The 22,000-nt window shown below is 29.7% G+C and carries 15 protein-coding genes and 1 CRISPR repeat array; of the genes, 4 read left to right on the plus strand and 11 right to left on the minus strand.

All coding sequences use genetic code 11. The annotated features are described in order from the left end of the window. Nucleotides 1-218: 218 nt before the first annotated feature. Together GEMHA0001_RS08525 and GEMHA0001_RS08530 are read left to right on the plus strand one after the other, a co-directional pair. Entirely contained in the window at nt 219-1,286 is a 1,068-nt protein-coding gene (locus GEMHA0001_RS08525; RefSeq protein ID WP_003145578.1) for a D-alanine--D-alanine ligase, read from the plus strand. A gap of 8 nt (nt 1,287-1,294) precedes the next feature. After that, nucleotides 1,295-2,656, plus strand: a complete 1,362-nt coding sequence (locus GEMHA0001_RS08530; RefSeq protein ID WP_003145187.1) for a UDP-N-acetylmuramoyl-tripeptide--D-alanyl-D-alanine ligase — start codon at nt 1,295-1,297, stop codon at nt 2,654-2,656. 208 nt (nt 2,657-2,864) lie between these two features. Continuing rightward, nucleotides 2,865-4,675: direct repeats of the CRISPR family, unit length 36 nt; unit sequence GTTTTGTAGAATTCAAAATTTACATATCTCTCAAAC. Between the two features lie 161 nt (nt 4,676-4,836). On the opposite strand, the gene csn2 is transcribed toward GEMHA0001_RS08530, so the two are convergent. From csn2 to cas9, 4 genes are read right to left on the minus strand one after another with little or no spacing between them, the layout of a single operon-like run. Further along, nucleotides 4,837-5,511: a type II-A CRISPR-associated protein Csn2 gene (csn2, locus tag GEMHA0001_RS08535; RefSeq protein ID WP_003145316.1), complete on the minus strand. Its 675-nt coding sequence runs from the start codon at nt 5,509-5,511 to the stop codon at nt 4,837-4,839. Then, on the minus strand, nt 5,508-5,828 hold the full coding sequence (gene cas2 / locus GEMHA0001_RS08540; RefSeq protein ID WP_224207475.1) for a CRISPR-associated endonuclease Cas2: 321 nt from the start codon (nt 5,826-5,828) through the stop codon (nt 5,508-5,510). The genes csn2 and cas2 overlap by 4 nt, the downstream gene beginning before the upstream one ends. Next, nucleotides 5,818-6,693 (minus strand): type II CRISPR-associated endonuclease Cas1, encoded by an 876-nt coding sequence (gene cas1, locus GEMHA0001_RS08545; protein ID WP_003144882.1) that lies wholly within the window; start codon nt 6,691-6,693, stop codon nt 5,818-5,820. The genes cas2 and cas1 overlap by 11 nt, the downstream gene beginning before the upstream one ends. Beyond that, nucleotides 6,668-10,846, minus strand: coding sequence for a type II CRISPR RNA-guided endonuclease Cas9 (cas9, locus tag GEMHA0001_RS08550; RefSeq protein WP_003145379.1), 4,179 nt, complete (start codon nt 10,844-10,846; stop codon nt 6,668-6,670). The genes cas1 and cas9 overlap by 26 nt, the downstream gene beginning before the upstream one ends. 215 nt (nt 10,847-11,061) lie before the next feature. Between cas9 and GEMHA0001_RS08555 the strand changes: the two genes are divergently transcribed. Next, nucleotides 11,062-11,607 carry a thermonuclease family protein gene (locus GEMHA0001_RS08555; RefSeq protein WP_003145130.1) on the plus strand — a complete coding sequence of 182 codons (546 nt, stop codon included), beginning with the start codon at nt 11,062-11,064 and terminating at the stop codon, nt 11,605-11,607. Nucleotides 11,608-11,700: 93 nt separating this feature from the next. Here the strand turns inward: GEMHA0001_RS08555 and GEMHA0001_RS08560 are convergent, their stop codons facing one another. The 5 genes from GEMHA0001_RS08560 to GEMHA0001_RS08580 form a co-directional block, all read right to left on the minus strand. Continuing rightward, nucleotides 11,701-13,074 carry an amino acid permease gene (locus GEMHA0001_RS08560; protein ID WP_040464480.1) on the minus strand — a complete coding sequence of 458 codons (1,374 nt, stop codon included), beginning with the start codon at nt 13,072-13,074 and terminating at the stop codon, nt 11,701-11,703. 266 nt (nt 13,075-13,340) lie between these two features. Next, on the minus strand, nt 13,341-14,456 hold the full coding sequence (gene ald / locus GEMHA0001_RS08565; RefSeq protein ID WP_003145310.1) for an alanine dehydrogenase: 1,116 nt from the start codon (nt 14,454-14,456) through the stop codon (nt 13,341-13,343). A 700-nt stretch (nt 14,457-15,156) separates the two neighbouring features. Further along, a complete protein-coding gene (locus GEMHA0001_RS08570; protein ID WP_040464482.1) occupies nt 15,157-16,530 on the minus strand; it encodes an amino acid permease in 1,374 nt (457 codons plus the stop codon). A gap of 286 nt (nt 16,531-16,816) precedes the next feature. Further along, the gene (gene rpsD / locus GEMHA0001_RS08575) at nt 16,817-17,419 is read right to left on the minus strand and encodes a 30S ribosomal protein S4 (RefSeq protein WP_003145232.1); all 603 of its coding nucleotides are present in this window, start codon (nt 17,417-17,419) and stop codon (nt 16,817-16,819) included. A gap of 276 nt (nt 17,420-17,695) precedes the next feature. Continuing rightward, nucleotides 17,696-18,358: a gamma-glutamyl-gamma-aminobutyrate hydrolase family protein gene (locus tag GEMHA0001_RS08580; RefSeq protein WP_003145235.1), complete on the minus strand. Its 663-nt coding sequence runs from the start codon at nt 18,356-18,358 to the stop codon at nt 17,696-17,698. A 228-nt stretch (nt 18,359-18,586) separates the two neighbouring features. On the opposite strand from GEMHA0001_RS08580, the gene GEMHA0001_RS08585 reads away from it, so the two are divergent. Next, nucleotides 18,587-19,207, plus strand: coding sequence for a hypothetical protein (locus GEMHA0001_RS08585; protein WP_003145328.1), 621 nt, complete (start codon nt 18,587-18,589; stop codon nt 19,205-19,207). Nucleotides 19,208-19,788: 581 nt separating this feature from the next. On the opposite strand, the gene GEMHA0001_RS08590 is transcribed toward GEMHA0001_RS08585, so the two are convergent. Next, a complete protein-coding gene (locus GEMHA0001_RS08590) occupies nt 19,789-20,010 on the minus strand; it encodes a hypothetical protein (RefSeq protein WP_003145622.1) in 222 nt (73 codons plus the stop codon). Between the two features lie 182 nt (nt 20,011-20,192). Continuing rightward, complete coding sequence (locus GEMHA0001_RS09135) at nt 20,193-21,665, minus strand: hypothetical protein (RefSeq protein WP_003145568.1); 1,473 nt, start codon at nt 21,663-21,665, stop codon at nt 20,193-20,195. Between the last annotated feature and the right edge of the window lie 335 nt (nt 21,666-22,000).

Below are 22,000 nucleotides of genomic sequence, written 5' to 3' on the forward strand. Positions count from 1 at the left end.
TTTTGACTCATAATAATCCGTTGCTTCTATATTTTTTATAAAATTTATTCTATTATACCTTACAAATTTATTCTACTTTTAAATTTTTATGATATAATAAGGTATGTTAGTTTTTGTATCTTAATCAACAAATTTCGATCATAACTAAATCAAAATATGTATATATTGAAATTTATACATTATAAAAAAATAATTTTTATTTCTTAGGAGATTTAAACATGACAAAACAAAATATTGGAATTGTATACGGTGGTAAAAGTGCTGAACACTCTGTGTCACTTCTAACAGCGAAATCAATTATTAACGCAATAGACAAAGAAAAATACAATGTATTCCCTATCTTTATTTCACTAGAAGGTAACTGGGCACGTGGTGAAAAAATTACATCAGAAATAACTGATCAACACGATTTAGTTTTTTCTAACTTTGACAATGATATTAGTGGATTATTATTTGAAGATGGACGTAAATTCGATATCGTCTTCCCTGTTCTACACGGACCAAATGGTGAAGATGGAACAATCCAAGGTTTACTAGAAATTATGGATATAGCTTATGTTGGTAACAACGTACTTTCAAGTGCAGCTGGTATGGACAAAGTAGTTATGAAGCAATTATTTGCTGCTTATGACCTTCCACAACTTCCATACGTTCACTTTATCGAATACACTTGGAAAAACAAAAAAGAAGCTCTTATCGCTGAAATTAATGAAAATCTTAAATATCCTCTATTCGTAAAACCTGCTAACTTAGGTTCTTCAGTTGGTATTAGCCGTTGTAACGATGAGGCTGAATTAGTAAAAGGTATCGAAGAAGCCCTTAAATTCGACAAAAAAATCGTTGTTGAACAAGGTGCTGTAGGAGCTAAAGAAATTGAAGTTGCCGTTCTTGGTTACAACGAAGTTAAGACTACAGATCCTGGTGAAATCGTAAATATTTCTTCAACAGAATTCTACGATTATGAAACTAAATACACAGATGGACAATCTCGTATGGATATTCCAGCGCCAATCGATACTACTCTATATCCTAAATTCAGAGAAATGGCAGCAACTGCATTCCGTGCAATCAGCGGATCAGGATTAGTACGTGCTGACTTCTTCTACACTAAAGAAGGAGAAATCTTTATTAACGAAGTAAACACAATGCCTGGATTCACTCCATTCTCAATGTTCCCTTCTCTATGGGCAAATATGAACGTGAGTTATTCAGAAATTATCGAAGAACTATTCGCACTAGCTGTAGAGCGTTATGAAGATCGTAAAAACTTATTAACTGAAGAATAGGATTAACCATGAAATATTTAGTTACAGACTTAGAAAAAATATTAAATGCAAAAAAAGCAAATATTACTAGCAATGTAGAAATTACTGGTATCGCTATTGATAGTAGAAAAGTTAAACAAGGTGACTTATTCATTCCCTTCTTAGGTGAAAATGTCGATGGTCACAACTTTATAGAAAGTGCCTTTGAAAAAGGTGCTGCAGCAAGTTTATCTTTAAAAGATGACTTTGTTTCTGAAAATAACATTATCTACGTAAATGATAGTTACGAAGCAATTCAAACTCTAGCAAAACACTATTTAGAAAGTTTAAATGCCAAGACTATCGCAATCACAGGTAGTAACGGTAAGACTACTACTAAAGATATTATTACAAGTGTATTATCAACAAAATATAAAGTTCACAAAACACAAGGAAACTTTAACAACGAACTTGGTGTACCAATTACTATTCTTGCTGCACCTGAAGACAGTGAAATACTAGTTCTTGAAATGGGGGCTGATGATTTTGGACAACTTGACTTTTTATCTAAGTTAGTTGAACCTGATTATACAGTAATTACTAATATTGGTGAAAGTCACATTGAATTCTTCAAATCACGCGAAGGAATTGCTAAAGCTAAATTCGAAATTACTAATGGTATGAAGAAAGACGGATACTTCGTATATAACGGAGATGAAGTTCTTATAAAAACATTAGTAGATTCTTCAGAAATCAATGCAACATCATGTGGTGAAAACAGCTATAACGATATTATTCTAGAGAGCTACACAATTACACGTGATAAAATTGATTTCAAACTTAATATAAGTGATGAACAATACTTCACAAAATTAAAAGGAAAACATAATCTATACAACATTATGTTCGCAACAGCAATCGCAAGTAAGATTGGATTAACTAACGAAGAAATCCACAAAGCTATTGAAAATACTGTGGAAATAACAGGCATGCGTCTACAAAGTATTCCATACAAAGAGGATTCACTAATAATCAACGATGCATATAACGCTAGCCCTACTTCTATGAAAGCCGGTGTTGATGTAGTAAGTAGTTATGATGACTTCGATTATAAAACACTTGTTCTAGGAAGTATGTTCGAACTAGGACCTAACGAAGTTAACTATCACGGTGAAGTTGGAGAATATATTTCTGAAAACACAAACGATATCGACCTAGTAATCAGCGTTGGTGACCTAGCAGAAAACATTACAAAACAAATTAAAAACGACAAAATAAAAACACTACATTTCCCTACTACAGCAGAAGTTAGTGAATATCTAAAAAATAACAAACACAAAAACGAAGTTATCTTATTCAAAGCAAGCCGTTCTATGAAACTAGAGACTATTATTGAAGAGATAACGAAGTAAGAGAATATTTAAAAGCGTTTACGTTTATTGAGATTAACGTAAATGCTTTTTTCTTTGTTCTAGCAATAGTTCTACTTGAAATTATGTAAACAAAAATAAGATTATAGATCAAATAACACTCAATGTTATCTCATCAATAATCTTATAGTATAATCACAAAATTTACATATCTCTCAAACGAAAGATACAATTAGATTACTAACGGATATGTTTGTAGAATTCAAAATTTACATATCTCTCAAACGAAAGATACAATTAGATTACTAACGGATATGTTTGTAGAATTCAAAATTTACATATCTCTCAAACTATCATACGTTGGAAATAGAAGATAACATTGTTTTGTAGAATTCAAAATTTACATATCTCTCAAACGAATGTTGTAACACTTCTGCCAATCTTGGTGTTTTGTAGAATTCAAAATTTACATATCTCTCAAACTACTCATCTGGAGTACAGCTTTCATCAAGAGTTTTGTAGAATTCAAAATTTACATATCTCTCAAACTGTACTATTGAGATTATTCATTAAATCATCGTTTTGTAGAATTCAAAATTTACATATCTCTCAAACTAACTCCTAATCTTTACAACTTCCATAAATGTTTTGTAGAATTCAAAATTTACATATCTCTCAAACAGGAGGTTTAACAATGAAATTAAAAATTGCGTTTTGTAGAATTCAAAATTTACATATCTCTCAAACGTATATACTAACGAACCATCAGCTGTATTTGTTTTGTAGAATTCAAAATTTACATATCTCTCAAACTATGGTGTTAAGTATGCAAACGGGGAATGGTTTTGTAGAATTCAAAATTTATATATCTCTCAAACAACTATCAGACACAATAGGGCAAGAGGCTCGTTTTGTAGAATTCAAAATTTACATATCTCTCAAACTTGTTCGGGATGTAATAACGCTCATCAGCGGTTTTGTAGAATTCAAAATTTACATATCTCTCAAACTTTGCTGTTCTATCAAACGTTTTTTTCTAGTTTTGTAGAATTCAAAATTTACATATCTCTCAAACGGAAATCTTAGTAAAGAAAACTTTGAAATGGTTTTGTAGAATTCAAAATTTACATATCTCTCAAACGCAAATTACCACCAACTGTCCAATTAGCCGTTTTGTAGAATTCAAAATTTACATATCTCTCAAACAACATGGATCAAGAGTTAAATAATGTCGAAGTTTTGTAGAATTCAAAATTTACATATCTCTCAAACATTCTTGATGTTTGGGGTGGCGAATATGAGTTTTGTAGAATTCAAAATTTACATATCTCTCAAACAAAGTTTTCGGTACCTTTATTTGTGGCGGTGTTTTGTAGAATTCAAAATTTACATATCTCTCAAACCGGTTGGTGGGATTACATGGTAGACGGTCTGTTTTGTAGAATTCAAAATTTACATATCTCTCAAACATCGAGGGTCGACAAATTAAAACTGAAACGTTTTGTAGAATTCAAAATTTACATATCTCTCAAACGTGCTAGATGGAACGATGTAACAAATGCACGTTTTGTAGAATTCAAAATTTGCATATCTCTCAAACAGCAAAGATAGAGCGAAAATTCGCCGTTTTGTTTTGTAGAATTCAAAATTTACATATCTCTCAAACAATCAAGTGTTCGATGGAAGAAATCTTGCAGTTTTGTAGAATTCAAAATTTACATATCTCTCAAACATTAATTTAGATGGATGCCAAAATTTATAAGTTTTGTAGAATTCAAAATTTACATATCTCTCAAACATTGATAGAGTTGAGAGTCTATGTCAGGAAGTTTTGTAGAATTCAAAATTTACATATCTCTCAAACAATGAATTTGAACAGCGTGTAGCTCAGTTGTTTTGTAGAATTCAAAATTTACATATCTCTCAAACCATCAAATTTACAGACAAACTGTAGGAAATGTTTTGTAGAATTCAAAATTTACATATCTCTCAAACTCAAAGAGTAACATAATATCCACCTACTTTGTTTTGTAGAATTCAAAATTTACATATCTCTCAAACCTCAAATTGAGATTTAGAGAAGAAATTTTGAATTTGGGTATAAAAAAATGGACCGACACCGATCCAGGCCCGAAGGCAATTTAGATAAAATCTTTATTTGAACTTGAATGTAAATTTTGAATCTACCTATATTATACAAGTATTTTCATAAAAATGCAATACTATATTTCACAATTATCTTTATCAAAAATATAAACTATTTCTTTATAATTTTTTGCAGATAAATTATTAAATTGTTGATACTCTACATTTATGATATTTATTTTATTCAAACATACTTCTTTATAAATTTCTATTATTTCTTCTTGCGTGAAAACGGTGTGAAGTCCTACTACAAAAATAATTTTAAAACAACATAGTTCTGTTAATACTTTTAAGAATTTTACAAAATTTTCTAAAATATCATCATTTTCAACATGTATTTTAAAATCCCCTAGTTTTAATAACGACGACATATCTATCTCTTCACCTTGTTCAATTTCTAAAGAACTATTAAATATTAATTTTTCAAAATATACTCTAATATTTGTTGATAATTCATTATAACTTGAAATATCTTCAACTATTTCTTTAAGTAATGAACTGTATATTTTTGATAGTACTTTTTTATTATTTATATCTATATTAAATATATCGGTAATAATATAACTATTCTTATCAAATGATATTTCTTTATTATCATTTGACAAGATATAACTTCCTTCATTACTTTTATGTTGATTGACTAATTCAATTATATTTTCTCGATAATACTTTTTATTTTCAAAAACTAATGTATAAATAATATTGTCTTCTATTTCTATTTTTCTCTGCCAGTTTTTATTAATAATCTTCATAGTTCTAATAACCTTTCATCATTATCTACATATTCAGTCTGACTCTCTCCTACTAAAAACTCCATCTTGGAAAACTGTTTCTCAGTAATCTGTAATACTTGAACTATCCCCTCATCCGGACACATTTTTCGAATACTCTTCACAATCAAATCCGCACTACCTTGATTCATCGCTAACTTTACATATACAGATTCTTGCATCATAATAAAGCCGTTTTTTATTAGTGTTTTCCTAAATTTTCTATAATTTCTTCTTTGAAGAGATGTTTCTGTAGGAAGATCGAACATTACTAATACTCTCATAAATCTATAACTCATACTTATACATCTTTATGTATTCTAAATCATTTTCTTTTAATGAGGTAAACAAACTACGAACATATATTTTAATTGCATTAGCTACAGTTTGTTCTTTGTTATCAATTTCAACTGTGTTATTTAGAATATTAACTAATAAGTTTTTATGAACTTTAGTAAATTCATCAACTTCTAAACTAAATACTGTTTCATCTACTAATATTCTGAAAGGTTCCATAAAATCACTGGCTAGATTAAATTTATTATATGGATTTCTGTGACATAAGCCTAACTGCGTAAAATATCCACATGATACAATTTCTCTATTAAAGGCAGATAATATAATTGAATAACCATAATCTAATGCTGCATTCGTAAAACATTCTTTATTTCTACTAAAATCCATACCAAACATGGCATTGAAGTAAACCTTGGCTGCATGTCCTTCTCTGTTACTGCTGTCATTCCACTCAAGTTCAGTAAGATATTGTTCTAGTAACTTATACTCTACTTTACCTAATTTCTTTAGCAACAACATTTGATTATTAATTTTTTCATATACAATTCTTGTCCATATTCGTTCTTTACTCTCAGCTGACCACTCTATCTGATTCTTATATTTTAGACTGGTATCGTGACTTCCATAGTAGGGTATTAATTCCGAACTAGGATTTCTTTTTTCATCACATAATATTACCTTAATTTTATTTTTCATGAGTTCATTTAAAAGCACGGCGGTAATTGATACCGCTGTGCTTTCAATAATGATCATGTATATTTCACTAAGACTAACTTTCCTAGTTTCCGCTTCTTTCCTTACAGTTAGGAAATTCAAGCTATAGTCTAGCTTCGCCCTATCTCTAACTATTATTGTTCTCCATGTCATTCCCTTTATCCCCTATTATTGTTATTTCTTTTTCATAGAATCCAGTTATAGATTGTTCTATAATTGAAAATTGTATTAGACTAGTTAAATTAAAACTAATTTTCCCCCTTGCTGCTTTAATATCAATGCTCTTCAAATCAAAAATAGACTTTTTATTTGTAAGTAAATTTAAAATCTCTAATAATACTTTAGCTTGTTCCTCCACACTGATTTTAATAAAATTATTTCGAATCTCTTCACTATTTAATTCATTATATTTATTCGATTTTTTCTTAGTAAATATTTCAGAATTCATTTTTTCAACTAGTTTATTATATAATTCTATATTGTTTTCTTTAGTTATATTTTCCCAAAGTTCACCATCTTTATTTTCTTTTTTCCAATTTTGATATTTAGATAATATTTTTAAATATTTTTCACTTTTTTTATCCAATGTTACTTGAATTGCACTATCATAGTAAAACCTTTCATCACTCTTTCCACCAATATAATATTGATAATTATTAATATTTATTTTACTACCTATACATAACTTTCTATATAGTAGTTTAAAATCTTTTATCTTCTCATAAGCTCTACAGAAAATTTGCGATTTTCCAAATTCGATTAAAGCCGTGCTGTCTTTTATATTTTGAGAAATATAAATTGGTATAGGGATAATTCTAGTAATTTTCTCTTCACCCTTTTTATTCACTATAGTATATTCAAAAATAGAATAATATGCTATACCAATACTAGTGTACCCACCATACTTAGCAACGTCTTTTACAACAGAATTAGATGTTTTTAATGGATAATATACTCCATCTTTAGCTTTCGCTGCAACTTTTGCTTTATAAACTGTAGCATCGAATAAACCACCTTTTTGTTCAGATGTTCTTCTTGTTACCATGATATTGTTATTATTCATGACTTTCTCTACTTGATGAATTGTTTTATCCATTTCCCAAGCTACTGTTTTTGAATCACTAACATTTTCATAGAATACCTTATTAAGTGAATATTTTCTTCCATCTTTTTTATCTTTAATAAAATTAAATACATTACGTGTAAACTTAGTATCATAGACATTCCCTACCACTACATTAAGATACGCGTCTTTGGCATGGTGATAATCGTTTATTTCACGTACTTTTATTAACTGATCATTGTTTTTTGAATCTCTATCACCCTTTTTAATTTTTCCAAAGTTTTGTCTAAAACTAGATACATTTTCTGCTTTAGAGTAACAGATTGAAGTTTCTGGATTTAATTCTCCTAAGATACTCGCTACTGCTTTTACAGATTGAGATGTCTCTACTAATTGTCGTGCTATGAATCCACTTAGTTCTTCATCAGAAAATTCTTCTGTTCTTACTAATCTATTATATTTTTCATCAGATATTAATCCTTTTTCTTTTAAGAATTTCCAGAACCTTCTATTACTAGGTGTTTGAATATCAGAACCTAGTGGGTATCTATCAGTTTTTGCAGCATTACTTTCTCTTTTTACCAATACTGTATTCGTGAAGCTGTCGTCTTTTATTTTTGACTGTGGATAAATATGATCTATATCATATTTATTATTATCAAATAATTCACTAATATTAATCGGTTCCTCACTATACATACATCTTCCTAATTGAGTATAGTATAGATATAATTTCTTCGCTTTTAGTTTAGACGGTTCTACAGAGCTTAGTCTATCATTCAATACATCAAAGTTAATTGTGCCAATTTCTTTTTCTAGCTCTTTTACATCTTTCTTAACAGCTTTATAAGCAAGTTCTAATTGTTTTTTACGTGAATCTGTTGGTTTTTTCTTCTCTTGATTCGACCTTGTTGTCTCTACAAAGATTTTTGCAGGTGCGCAACCTATAATCTTCTTAAGTTCTTCTACTATTCTAACAGTTTGCCATATTGAACGTTTAACCGCTGGAGATACATATAAATCATCTAAGATTTCTGGTGCAATCTCTGTTACATCTTCTTGAAGTTCTTTATTGAATTCGACTATTTGTTTAGAATAATCAAATCTATCCGCCAATAATTCCATAAATAGAATATTATTTTGGCGCATTGCACCAATAATGTTTAAGCACTCTCCAGTTTCTTCGTTGTATAATTTTTTACTAACTAATTCTGTCAATAGTTTTCTTGAAAATCTTCCCCAATCTTTATAAACTAATCTAGACATTTTAGTAATTTCATCCTTAGAGTAAACTTCTCCATAAACAGATTCAATTTTAGCTTTTATAAGTTTTCTAGATTCTCCGTATAACGTAATCCAAAGAATTATATTTTCTACATGTTCAGAATTAAACTTGTTTCCTAGAATTTTTTTGAAATCTCTATATGACTTAAGATCATTTTTCACGGTAATATCAATACCTGTGATCTCACCTTTTCCGTCTATATAACCTTCTGCTTTAAGAAGATTTTTTATACTAGTTTTTGTTACTTTTTTCCCTTGTTGTTTAAATAATTTCTCTATAATTGTATTTCTAGCTTCAAGACTAATTCTATTACCATCGTATTTAAGTGCATTCAACTCATTTAATAATGCAAATTCTGAGTAAAGTAATGAACTTTTCGGAAGTACATCTTCTCCTTTAAGATATGTACATTTATTAGTTAAGTTTGTAATAAATTTCTCTGCACTCGCACTTTCATCTATAACTTTGCTATAATTCCATGGTGTTACAGGTGTATTTTCATATCCTGTATTTCTTACAGACCATGCAAAGCCACCTTCTTTAGCTTTTTTACTAGAATTAAGTGGTCCAACGTAGTATGGTATTCTGAATTCTAATAATTGAATAACTTTCTCTCTTACATTGTAGCCACTTTCGTCTTTTTCATTTAAGAAGCTATGATATCTAGCTGCATTATCAAGAATCTTAACCAATTCTTCTTTATGAATTTGATAAGGTACTACTGAATTATCTTTTGTTCTTTGAAGTGGTAAAAACTGTTCTAATTCTAAATCTTTAATTATTTCAGTCTTAACTGAACTTTCTTCTAATTTTGCTAATTCTTTAACTAGGAATTTTTTGAAGTCTTCATAATTACATCCTTTACCTTCTTCACTCTTACGAATATAATTTACGTAGTTAGTTCCTTTATCTTTATCTTCTTTAAATATCAAAGCATATAATTCCACTTTTTTATCTTCAGATAATTTAGAATCATTTTTTACAAGATTTTTTAATTTTAATAAATCATCTCTATGTTTTTCAAAAAGTTCTACTTTTGATTCTGATAGTGTTTTTCCTTCTTTTTTAATATCTGATAAAATAATACTATCATAAACTAGCTTAGCTAAATCAAGAAGCTCTATATAATTTGATAATACTTGTTCATAATCATGACGAACTTCTTCATAAATTTTCTCTTTAAACGATACAGATTTTATTGCTGCATCTAATTCTTTATACTCATCTATTGCAAATAATTTATCCAGCGAAGTTTTTCCACCAAAAATCAATCTAAATACTTCTAATAATTGTTTTTCTTTTGGATATAGTTCTTTAATATCATTCAACTTATCTTTTGAAGTTTTTTTCTCTAATGAAATATCCGCAATTTTATCAACAACTTCTTCTGTTACTTCAAATCCTACATGAAGTATATCAAGTTCTAATAATTCTTTAATTAAATTGTTTAAATTACCATCTTTAAAGCTTTGACCTTGTAATAAAAAGTGCCCTCTATTTTTAATGATATGATGTATTGCTAAAAATACTTTTCTTATATCAGGATTTTCCTCAGTCATAAGTTTTGATCTTAAATGATAGATTGTTGGATAATCTTTATAATAATCTTTATCTGTATAATCTTTATCATTAAAAATCGCATAAGGTACCTTATGAGTTTTATCTTCATAATGGTACTGACTTTCTTTTAATCTTAGGAAAAAATTCTCATCCACTTTTTTCACTTCACTAGTGAATAATTCTTCAAGAAGATTTAAACGCCATTTTCTTCTAGCTAGTCTCCTTCTACTAGAACGATATCCTCGACGATCTTCAGCAGTTTTAGCTTCTTCAAATAATCTAACTCCCCATAATCTCTTTTTATTTTTTCTAATTATTTTATACCCAGTATCAGTCGCTGCCCAACCTACACTCGCAGAACCGATATCTAAACCAAGATACCATGTTTTATTAGCCATATGTCCTTTTCCTCCACAAAAATTTTATTACGTGTATAAAAACACTTTCATATCTTATTTTACCATAAATACTGTAAATATTGAAAGTAATGTAAAATATTTATTTCATATTTTATAAATTTTTATAAATACCATTAAATTTTATTAATAATGCCATTTTATAACTTTATCCCATACTTCAAAAGTGTTAAAATTAATATTGAGGGGGAATCATTATGAATAAAAAGGTATTTATTATTTTCTTTACTCTTTTCACGGCAATATTTTTAATTATCACTTTGATAATTAATCAAACTGGTGAGAGTTATAAAGAAGCAACTATTAACGGAGTTTTTATTAAGGGAGATAAAACAAAATATAAGGTTAAATTTATAAAAAAAGTTGATGGTGATACTATTATAGTTAACTTCAACAACAAAGAATTAAAAGTGAGATATTTATTAATTGATACACCAGAAACTGTAAAACCTGGTGTGAAGGTTCAGAAATATGGACCAGAAGCTAGTGAATTAAATGGTAAACTATTAACTAATGCTAAAGATGTTGAAATTGAATTTGATATTTATGAGAAAGAAGATAAATATCATAGAGCATTGTGTTACGTTTATGCTGATGGAAAAAATATTCAAGAAGAATTATTACTGGCAGGTCTGGCTGAAATAAAATATGTGAAACCACCTGATACAAGATATTTAGATAAATTTAAAAAAGCTCAAAATAAAGCAAAAAGTAATAAACGAAATCTATGGTCAAATACCTAATTTGTAAAAAATTTATTACTATATACATTATATTTTAAGACATAAAAAATCGACTATAACCTAAAAGTTATAGTCGATTCTTATTTTTATATTCTATTCAATTTTACTATGTTTATAAGAGTATGTGAAGTATACGATTAATCCTACGATTACCCATACGAAGAAGATAATCCATGAAGTTAATGTAACACTGTATAGTAAAGCTGCGAATAATACAATTGAGATAATTGGTACTACCGGCATACCTGGTACTCTAAATCCACGTTTAACATCTGGGAATTTTTTGTAGAATACGATAGTAGTGTAACTTACTAATGCGAATGCAATAATAGAAGCCACATTAGCAAGTTCTGCTAATTTCCCTAATGGTAAGAACCCAGCTAATACTGCAGTTAAGCATCCTAAAGACCATGTAACTGTACTTGGTACTTTGTTGTCGTTAACTTTAGTGAATACTTTTGGTAATAATCCATCACGTGCAATTGTATAAGCGATACGGATACCTGCATACATGAATGATAAGATACCAGCCATAAGTCCGATTACTGCCCCTAGAGAAACAATACCAGCAACTTTGTTTTGACCAACTTCTTCAAGTACGAATACTAACGCATCCCCAGATCCAAGACGGCTGTATTCAACAACCCCTGTTAATACTAAACATACTAAGATATAGAATGCTGTACATACGATCATAGTGACAATGATAGCTTTTGGTAGAGCTTTTTCTGGATTGATTGTTTCTTCTGCTGATGTAGAAATCGCATCAAATCCAAGGTAAGCAAAGAATACTGTAGTGGCTGCTAACATTACCCCTGAGAAACCTGTAGGTGCAAAATCGTTTGTCCAGTGTGTTGGTTCAACATAGAATGATCCAACAACAATGAATAAAATTACGATACCAACTTTTGCAGCTACCATAAGGTTATTTACAAGTTTACTACTTGATGTACCTCTTGATAGTAAGAATGTAATTAATAATACAATTACGATAGCTGGAATGTTACCATATCCTCCATTTGCAGGTAATGTATAATATTCTTTAGGGAGTTCTACTCCAAGACCTGCTAGTAGACGTGAAAAGTAACTTGACCAACCATTTGAGACAGTCGCTGCAGAAAGAACATATCCTCCTATTAGTACCCAACCTATTATATAGGCTACAATTTCACCAATTGATACATATAAGTATGTATATGTACTACCACTTGATGGAATTGTTGAAGCTAGCTCCGCATAACAAAGTGCTGCTAAACAACAGGCAACCCCTGCGATTAAGAATGAGAAGATTACCGCTGGTCCTGCTTCTGCTGAAGCTTTACCAGTTAATACTAGAATCCCTGATCCTATAATCGCCCCGATTCCGAATAGAATTAAGTCCATCGTTCTCATAGTCGGAGCTAAAGTTTTACTTCTAGCTTCTGCTAAAATAGATTCAACTGATTTTTTTCTTAAATAACTCATAATAAATCCTCCTAATTTTTTAAATATTCTCCCTACTAATATTCTTTAATTAAATTATAGCATAGTTGTAAACCTTTTACTACAGTTACTTGGCTTTATGTAAGCCATTTTTAAGTATAGTAATAAATATATTACTATTTTTTTGTTTTTTTGATCATAATTTTTACAACTATAACCTTTAATACAATAAGTAAGTGCTCTACAACAGATAGAGCACTCTATTTATACAAATTTTTAACTATTTCTTATTTTTAGATTTTACTATTATATTACAAAGCTGCTTCTACTGGAGTATATTCATATCCTAAATCATCTGCAACAGCTTTGAAAGTAACTTTTCCATTAGCTACATTCACACCAGGAACTAATTCTGGGAATTTAGCCACAGCTTCTTTAACACCTAATTTAGCGATAACTTTTACGTATTTAGCAGTTGCATTACATAATGCATAAGTTGATGTTTGTGCTACTGCTCCTGGAATATTAGCTACTGAGTAGTGTAATACTCCTTCTTCTACGAATATTGGATTATCATGACTTGTTGGACGTCCTTCAGTATATTCTGTTGTACCACCTTGGTCAATCGCTACGTCAACGATTACACCACCATCTGGCATATCTTTAACCATTTCTTTTGTTACTAATTTAGGTGCTTTTGCTCCTGGGATTAATACTGTACTTACCACTAAATCAGCTGTTTTAATAGCACTTGCAATATTAAATTTATTAGAGTAAAGAGTTTCAATTTTACCACCAAAGATATGTGATAATTCTGTTAGTGCATCTAAGTTTACATCAATCATTGTTACACGTGCTCCAAGACCAACAGCTGCTGTTGCTGCAGCAGTACCGGCGACACCTGCACCAATAATTACAACATGTCCTGGTTGAACTCCTGGAACACCTTGTAATAAGATACCTTTACCACCTTGAACTTTCGATAAGAATCTTGTTCCTTCTTGCACAGCCATTCTTCCCGCAATTTCACTCATTGGTCTTAATAATGGTAACCCTCTTCCTACTTTTACTGTTTCGAAAGCAATACCGATAGTTCCTTTATCTACCATTTCTTTTGTTAATTCAGGATCTGCAGCTAAGTGTAGATAAGTATAAATAATTAACCCTTTTCTAAAATATTTATACTCAGATGGAACTGGTTCTTTTACTTTGTAGATTAGATCCGATTTATTCCATACATCTTCAGCTTTCTCTAATAGAACAGCTCCTGCCTCTTCATATTCAGCATCTGAAATACCTGAAGCTAATCCTGCTCCTTTTTCTACATATACAGTGTGGCCATCTAGTACTAATTCATGTACTACTCCCGGTATAGCAGACACTCTACTTTCATTATTTTTAATTTCTTTTGGTACTCCGATAATCATTTCCCTTACCTCCTAATTTTTTTCTGTACTTATATAATAACACAGATTTTTCAATTATGAAAGCGTTTTTCTTATGAAAGTTGTAGTGAAAATATTTTCTTTATTTTATTAGTATGTAAACCATATAAAAACTGATAAATTAAACTTTCATAAAATTATTTAATATTAAACTTTTTGAAAATTAGTGTTAATTATTTCTTAGAAAAGAAATTTGAAAAACAGCTGTTTTATTTTTCAAATATAGCTGTTCTATGATTATACTATAACTATTTTTATCATTATACAATTTAACTTATAAAAAATTATTTGCTTAAAATATATAATTTTTCTCATTCAGTAAAATTATTGTACAAAATTAATTAATTATACTGATTCACTATAACTATTTATTATATGTTGAAATTACTGAATTTCAATAATACAATTTTTATCAATGTATTATAACTATCTATTTATTAAATTTTCTTTTTTATATCATTATTTTTCACAAATATATTATAATCAGTGTATATTTTACTATAAATTTTCATCATATCATTATATTTTGTTAGTTAAATACTCCTCAACTTAATTAAATAATTTATCTATTAGTCTCTCTTTAGAACATTTCTAATTCATAAAAAAAAAAGAATCATGAGATTTTTACTCATGATTCCTTTTAATTTTTAAATATTGAACCAGATTATATGTTATTTCTATACTATTTTAACTTACTGTTCTTATATGAGAATGCAAAGTATACGATTAAACCTACAATAACCCAAACAACAAAGATTATCCATGTTGTTAATGTAACACTATATAATAATGCTCCAAATAAGATAATAGAAATAATTGGTAAAATTGGCATACCTGGTACTCTGAATCCACGTTTTAAGTCTGGGAATTTTTTATAGAATACGATAGTTGTATAGCTTACTAATGCAAAAGCAATAATTGACGCTACATTAGCAAGATCAGCTAGTTTACCTAATGGTAAGAATCCTGCTAATAATGCTGTTATGATTCCTAATCCCCATGTTAATGTGCTTGGTACTTTATTTTGATTAACTTTAGTTAATTTTTCTGGTAATAATCCATCACGTGCAATCGTATATGTAATACGGATTCCCGCATATATGAATGATAGTATACCAGCCATAAGACCAATTACCGCTCCAAGAGATACGATACCAGCTACTTTATTTTGACCTACTTCTTCTAGCACAAATGCTAAGGCATCTCCTGTTCCAAGTCTATTATATTGAACAACTCCAGTAAGTACTAAACATACTAGAATATAGAATGCTGTACAAACTAACATTGTAATAATAATGGCTTTTGGTAGAGCTTTTTCTGGATTAATTGTTTCTTCAGCTGAAGTAGAAATAGCATCAAATCCTAAGTACGCGAAGAATACAGTAGTCGCAGCTAACATAACTCCTGAAAAACCTGATGGTGCAAAGTTATTTGTCCAGTTAGTTGGTTCTACATAAAATACACCAACTACGATGAATAAAACAACAATACCTACTTTTGCTGCTACCATAAGGTTGTTTACAAGTTTACTACTTGAAGTACCTTTTGATAAAATGAAAGTAATTAATAATACAATAATAATCGCTGGAATGTTACCATAGCCACCAACTGCTGGTAATGTATAAAACTCTTTAGGAATCTCTATACCTAAACCTGCTAATAGACGCGAGAAGTAACTTGACCAACCATTTGCTACTGTAGCGGCAGTAAGAACATATCCACCTATTAATACCCAACCTATCACATACGCTACAATTTCACCAACTGATACATATAAATAAGTATATGTACTACCACTTGAAGGAATTGTAGAAGCAAGTTCAGCATAACATAACGCCGCTAAACAACAAGCTAATCCTGCAATTAGGAAAGAAAATACAACTGCTGGTCCTGCTTCTGCTGAAGCTTTACCAGTTAATACTAAAATACCTGATCCAATAATAGCCCCTATACCGAATAGAACTAAATCCATAGTCTTCATCGTGGGATTTAACGTCTTATTTCTTGACTCTGCTAAAATAGAGTCAATTGATTTTTTTCTAAAAACGTTCATAATATCCTCCTATTTTAAAATAAATATTATTCACTAATAATATTGTTTATTAATTATACCATAATTACTGAGATATTACTAATAAAGACTTTACTTATGTAAGTAAAGTAAAAATGATACTATAAACTACATTAATATTCTAATATATTCTTAATAACATATTAGTATCATTACAAGGAATATTGAATTATATAATTTTAATCTTTTTTTAAATTTAATGTAGTATTTAGAACTAGCATAAATAAAAACAAGCCCCTTAAACGTTAGTTTAAAGGGCTTATTCTTATTATTATCTGCTGTAGTACTCAACGATAAGTTGTTCGTTGATTTCTGGGTGTAATTCACTTCTTTCTGGAAGTCTTACTAATGATCCTTCTAATTTATCAGCATCAAAAGTTAAGTACTCAGGTACAAAGTTAGTGATTTCAACAGCTTCTTTAACGATTTCAAGGTTTCTAGATTTTTCTCTTACTGAAACTACTTGACCTGGTTTAACAGCGTAAGAAGCGATGTCTACTTTTTTACCATCTACAAGAACGTGTCCGTGGTTTACTAATTGTCTAGCTTGACGGTTAGTTCTAGCTAAACCTAAGCTGTATACTACAGAATCTAAACGTGTAGCAAGTAATGCCATGAAGTTTTCACCGTGTAGACCTTGTAATTTACCAGCTTTATCGAATAATTTACGGAATTGTTTTTCGTTCATACCGTGTAGGTAACGAAGTTTTTGTTTTTCTTGTAATTGTAAACCATACTCAGATAGTTTTTTTCTTAAGTTAGGACCGTGTTGTCCTGGTGCGTAAGGACGTTTAGCTAACTCCTTACCAGTACCGCTTAGTGAAATTCCTAAACGACGAGATTTTTTCCAAGTTGAACCTGTAAAACGAGCCATTATGTGCTCCTCCTTTTATCTTTTTGTTTTTATTGTTGTGAAAACAAAAAGCACGATTATCGTTGTTGTATATGTTATAAAACTGGAACTTCGCCTAGCAGCATAGGCTACGAGTTGCCACATTAAAAAATGTATAACATAGAGGCAATAACAATTAATCCACTGCTATTATTTTACACAAAGAATAGTTTATCATCATTTTAAATAATAGTCAACTATTTTGATAGTATATTATTATTTTTTATCACTTTATTTTTTTTAATTAATATTACTTATTTATTCACATAGATCAAGAAATTTTTTGAATGTGTCTACTTCATAATCGACTTCAGGATGCCATTGTAGACCTATAAGATTACCTTTCTCGATAGCTTCAATAGTTCCATCATTTGCTACAGCCGTAACTTTAAATCCTTCAGCAACATCTTTTATTGCTTGATGATGAATTGAGTTCACTTCCGTTTTATTTCCATATAAACTATGAACAAATGAATTGTCTTCTATGTTAATAGTATGACGAATTAATTGTTCTTTACTTGAATGTTCATCTATATGTTGTTTTAATGTACCTCCATGATAAATATTTAAACTTTGTAATCCACTACAAATCCCTAAGATTGGCTTATTAATCTTCTCAAAAAGTTCAATCAGTTTGAAGTCTAACTCATCCTCATAAGGATCATCAGGATACTCTAATCCTTCTAGAGGCTTTTCTCCATAATATTTAGGATTAATATCTCTATCACGTCCAGCTATTATCAGGCCACTACACATGGCTGCAATTTCCTCTAATCCATTATCAGAACAAACTGGGAATAAAATAAAGCCAGCTTTTTCTGCTATTTCTGAAAAATAACCATTAATGTATAGACGTCTTTTAGCTATACCAGCATCTGATTTGTAATCGACACTTCTTGTTGAAATCGCAATTATTTTCATATGCAATGACCTCCTTTTTTAATTTCATGTTACTTATTATATAAAGTTTGTATAAAAATGTCAAGATTAAGCTTTCTGTATTTTCAGATGTTTCTGAAAATTTAAAAATTTTTAGCACATAATTTACACTTATAATAGTTAATTTATCAAATGTTAGTATATTCTATTGTAAATGTAATAAAAGATATGTATAATAATAATGTGCTAAATTTAAGGAGGAAAAATTGAATGAACTATATATTGACAGTTAAGTATCCTAAGCAAGAAGTAATAGAAGATGGAAAAGAGTCAGTTACAAATGTAAAAGAAAATATTGAAGATGCAACTGTGGAACAACTTCTAGAAAAATACCAAGAATTTCAACGTGTGGGATATGATGTAAAAGTCAATTTTGTAACTGCGGATATCTACGATGAATTTGATGTTTTTAAAATGGCTGAGATTTTCGATCTTAATGCTATTGATTACAGTGCAAAACTTAAGTTTATAAATCGTTCTAACAAAGGATCACATGACTACATCAGCAGCCTTGCTAAACTTTTTGATAGGTATACCTTCGACTATGATATTTCTATCAAATTAAAAATAAACGAAAAATCAGAAATTGATTTTCAAAATGAAGACACTTGGTTTGGTGAAACACCAATATACCAAATTAATCCAAAGATTAAAGTAAAAGATGCAAAACTATTTAAAAACTTATATGATGAGCTAAATGAAATAGCTCAAGTTAGCGCAGAAATTAAACCTAAGAAAATCGAAGAAAAAATACTATTATTATCTTTAGATAATTATCCAGCTGGAACAGAGGTAGTATTTACTCTTAAAGATTCAGAAATTTACGAATAACATATAAATTTAGAATACTTGAAAATTATTATAAATATAATGATTTTTCAAGTATTTTTTTATCATAAAATATATTATTTTTATTTCCTTCTTGTACATCTTTAACTATAATACATTAATATTTCAACTCCCAATTTATACAAAAAAAGACACCAGAGAAAGTTCTCTGATGTCTTGACGTAATTTGGTATAAGACCAATATTAACGTTTTGAGAATTATATAATACTATTTTATGGAGGCATAACCCTCTTTATCCTTATTATAATAAGGTTTTACTTTTTAAATTATCTATATATATTGATATAAATTGATAAAAAATGATATAATTTGCACCAATTTACACCAAATAAAATAGATTAGTCACTCACACTTTTTTCTTTTTCTTCTATATATAATAACATCATTCTATTATCTTTTAATTTATACTACTAACTTTTTTCTTCTATTATAATATCACTTTTATATTTCAAAATTCAACATACTATTTTTCTTATAAAACTCTTATATTTATTCTATTACTTATATCACTTTTCTGAAAGAATAGTGATTGCTAAAACTTTCAGTTTTACTATTAATGGAATTATTGGTAAAACCTCACAGCTGTAGTCACATCAACCCCATTCACCTGAAACACAACTTCTCCAGTTTTTGTTTCCACCTGACATACCCCATCGTGATTTTTGGCAGCTAGTATAGTATGTGTTGGTGTTACTAAAGAAGTTAAACTAACTCCTGTACTCACTAAACTTAAAACTAATGAACAATTAACAATTTTATTTAGTTTATTTTTACTTTTATTCATTAATAACTTTCTCCTTAATTTATAAAGTATCTATTTTCTCCCGTATAGTTTAACAAGAAGTAAGTTAAAATTAAACCAACTCTATTAACCTTTTTAAATTAAAAAACACTAAAGTAAATTACGTAAATAAAAAGGTTTATAGACTTATTATCTATAAACCTTTAAACATTATTTATTATCTATTAACGAGCTGTTTGACCGTCATTGAATTGACCATCTGTACCGTATAGATACATAGCGTATCCTTTAGTACCGTCTGGTTTTGTTACTGAGTTCCAAGCATATCCGTGAGGAGTGTTTTTCTCAGCATCATCAAATGACATAGTACCATCTACAATCTTATTATCAATAGTACGAATACCACTTCTATAAGCTGGATCTAAAGCGTCATCATTGTCAAATACCCCAAGGTCTCCATCTACTTTATAATCACCTGTGATTTTACCAAATGTGAATCCCCAATCTTTAAGTTGCGCACGAGACCACTTAACATTAGCTGGCATACCAGCCTCAAGACCTGTATCCGCTGGAGTTACCACTGGTGTAACTGGTTTAGCAGGTTCTACTGGTTTAGCAGGTTCTACTGGTTTAGCAGGCTCTGTTGGAGTTACTACAGGTTTAGTAGGTTCTGCTGGTGTTACTACTGGAGCAACTGGTTTAGCAGGTTTTTCTGGTGTTACTACAGGCTCATCTGGAGTATCAGGAATAACCGGTTGAAGTGGTTTAACAGGCTCTACTGGTTTTGTAGGCTCTGTTGGAGTTACTACTGGTTTAGTAGGTTCTGCTGGTGTTACTACCGGAGCAACTGGTCTACCGGGTTTCTCTGGAGTTACTACAGGTTCATCTGGAGTATCAGGAATCACCGTCTGAATTGGTTTAGCAGGCTCTACTGGTTTTGTAGGTTCTGCTGGTGTTACTACTGGAGCAACTGGTCTACCAGGTTTCTCTGGAGTTACTACAGGCTCGTCTGGAGTATCCGGAATAACCGGCTGAAGTGGTTTGGCTGGTGTAACTGGTTTAGTAGGCTCTACTGGTGTTACTACAGGTGTAACTGGTTTAGCAGGTTCTGTTGGTGTTACTACTGGATTAGTTGGTGCTGTTGGATTTGATGGAGTAGTTACCACTGGAGCAACTGGCTTAGTCGGTTCTGTTGGCACCGTTGGTGTTACCACTGGTTTAGTCGGTGTAGTCGGCACTGTTGGTGTTACTGTTGGTGCATTATCCCCATTATCATATTGAAAGCTTACGCTACCTTTAATTTTATGCCCTCTTACCTCTTTATTAAAATCTACTCTATCACTCACAGCAGTAGTTTTAGGTAAAGATTTAAATTTATTTGAATCTTCTTCAAAATTAACTTGAATTTCTCTCACCTCTCCTGCTTTCAAATCTCCAAAAGAAACAACCTTACTACCTGCAGAATCCACTGAATAAGTTGTTTTAACATTTTGAACATTTGAAGACGCACTAACACGAATTACTGCACCAGCTTCATTTTCTAATACTTCTGCATTTACTCGATTTGTTGAAAGTGCATTTTCTTCTTGTTTGTCTTCTTTAGCATTAACTACATTTTGTATATTACCTGTAAATGATGTTACAGATAAACTTACAACCGTTATCGCTGATAAAACTCTTTTCGTATTTTTGTTCATTATATATACCTCCATAAAGTATTTTTTTATAATTAAATTATGAATTTTTTCATTTAATTATAAAAAAATAATTACCTCTTATACTCTTCTAGCGACTATTATATCAAAAAAAAAAAAAAAAAGTCAACTATTTTTTATAGTAAAATAATTATCTCATCAAGAATTAAAAACTTTGTTAATTCCCAAAATAAATTCCAGTTCAAATAAAAAAGTTGAGACTAAATAATCATGAAAAGATATTTATTCTAACTTTATTACGTTATTTTAAATTTTCCTTATACTGTGTTTAAAGAAATTCCTGATTCTATCTTAATACTTTGTGAAATTAGTTTGAC

The sequence above is a fragment of the Gemella haemolysans ATCC 10379 genome (assembly GCF_000173915.1).
Lineage (GTDB): Bacteria > Bacillota > Bacilli > Staphylococcales > Gemellaceae > Gemella > Gemella haemolysans.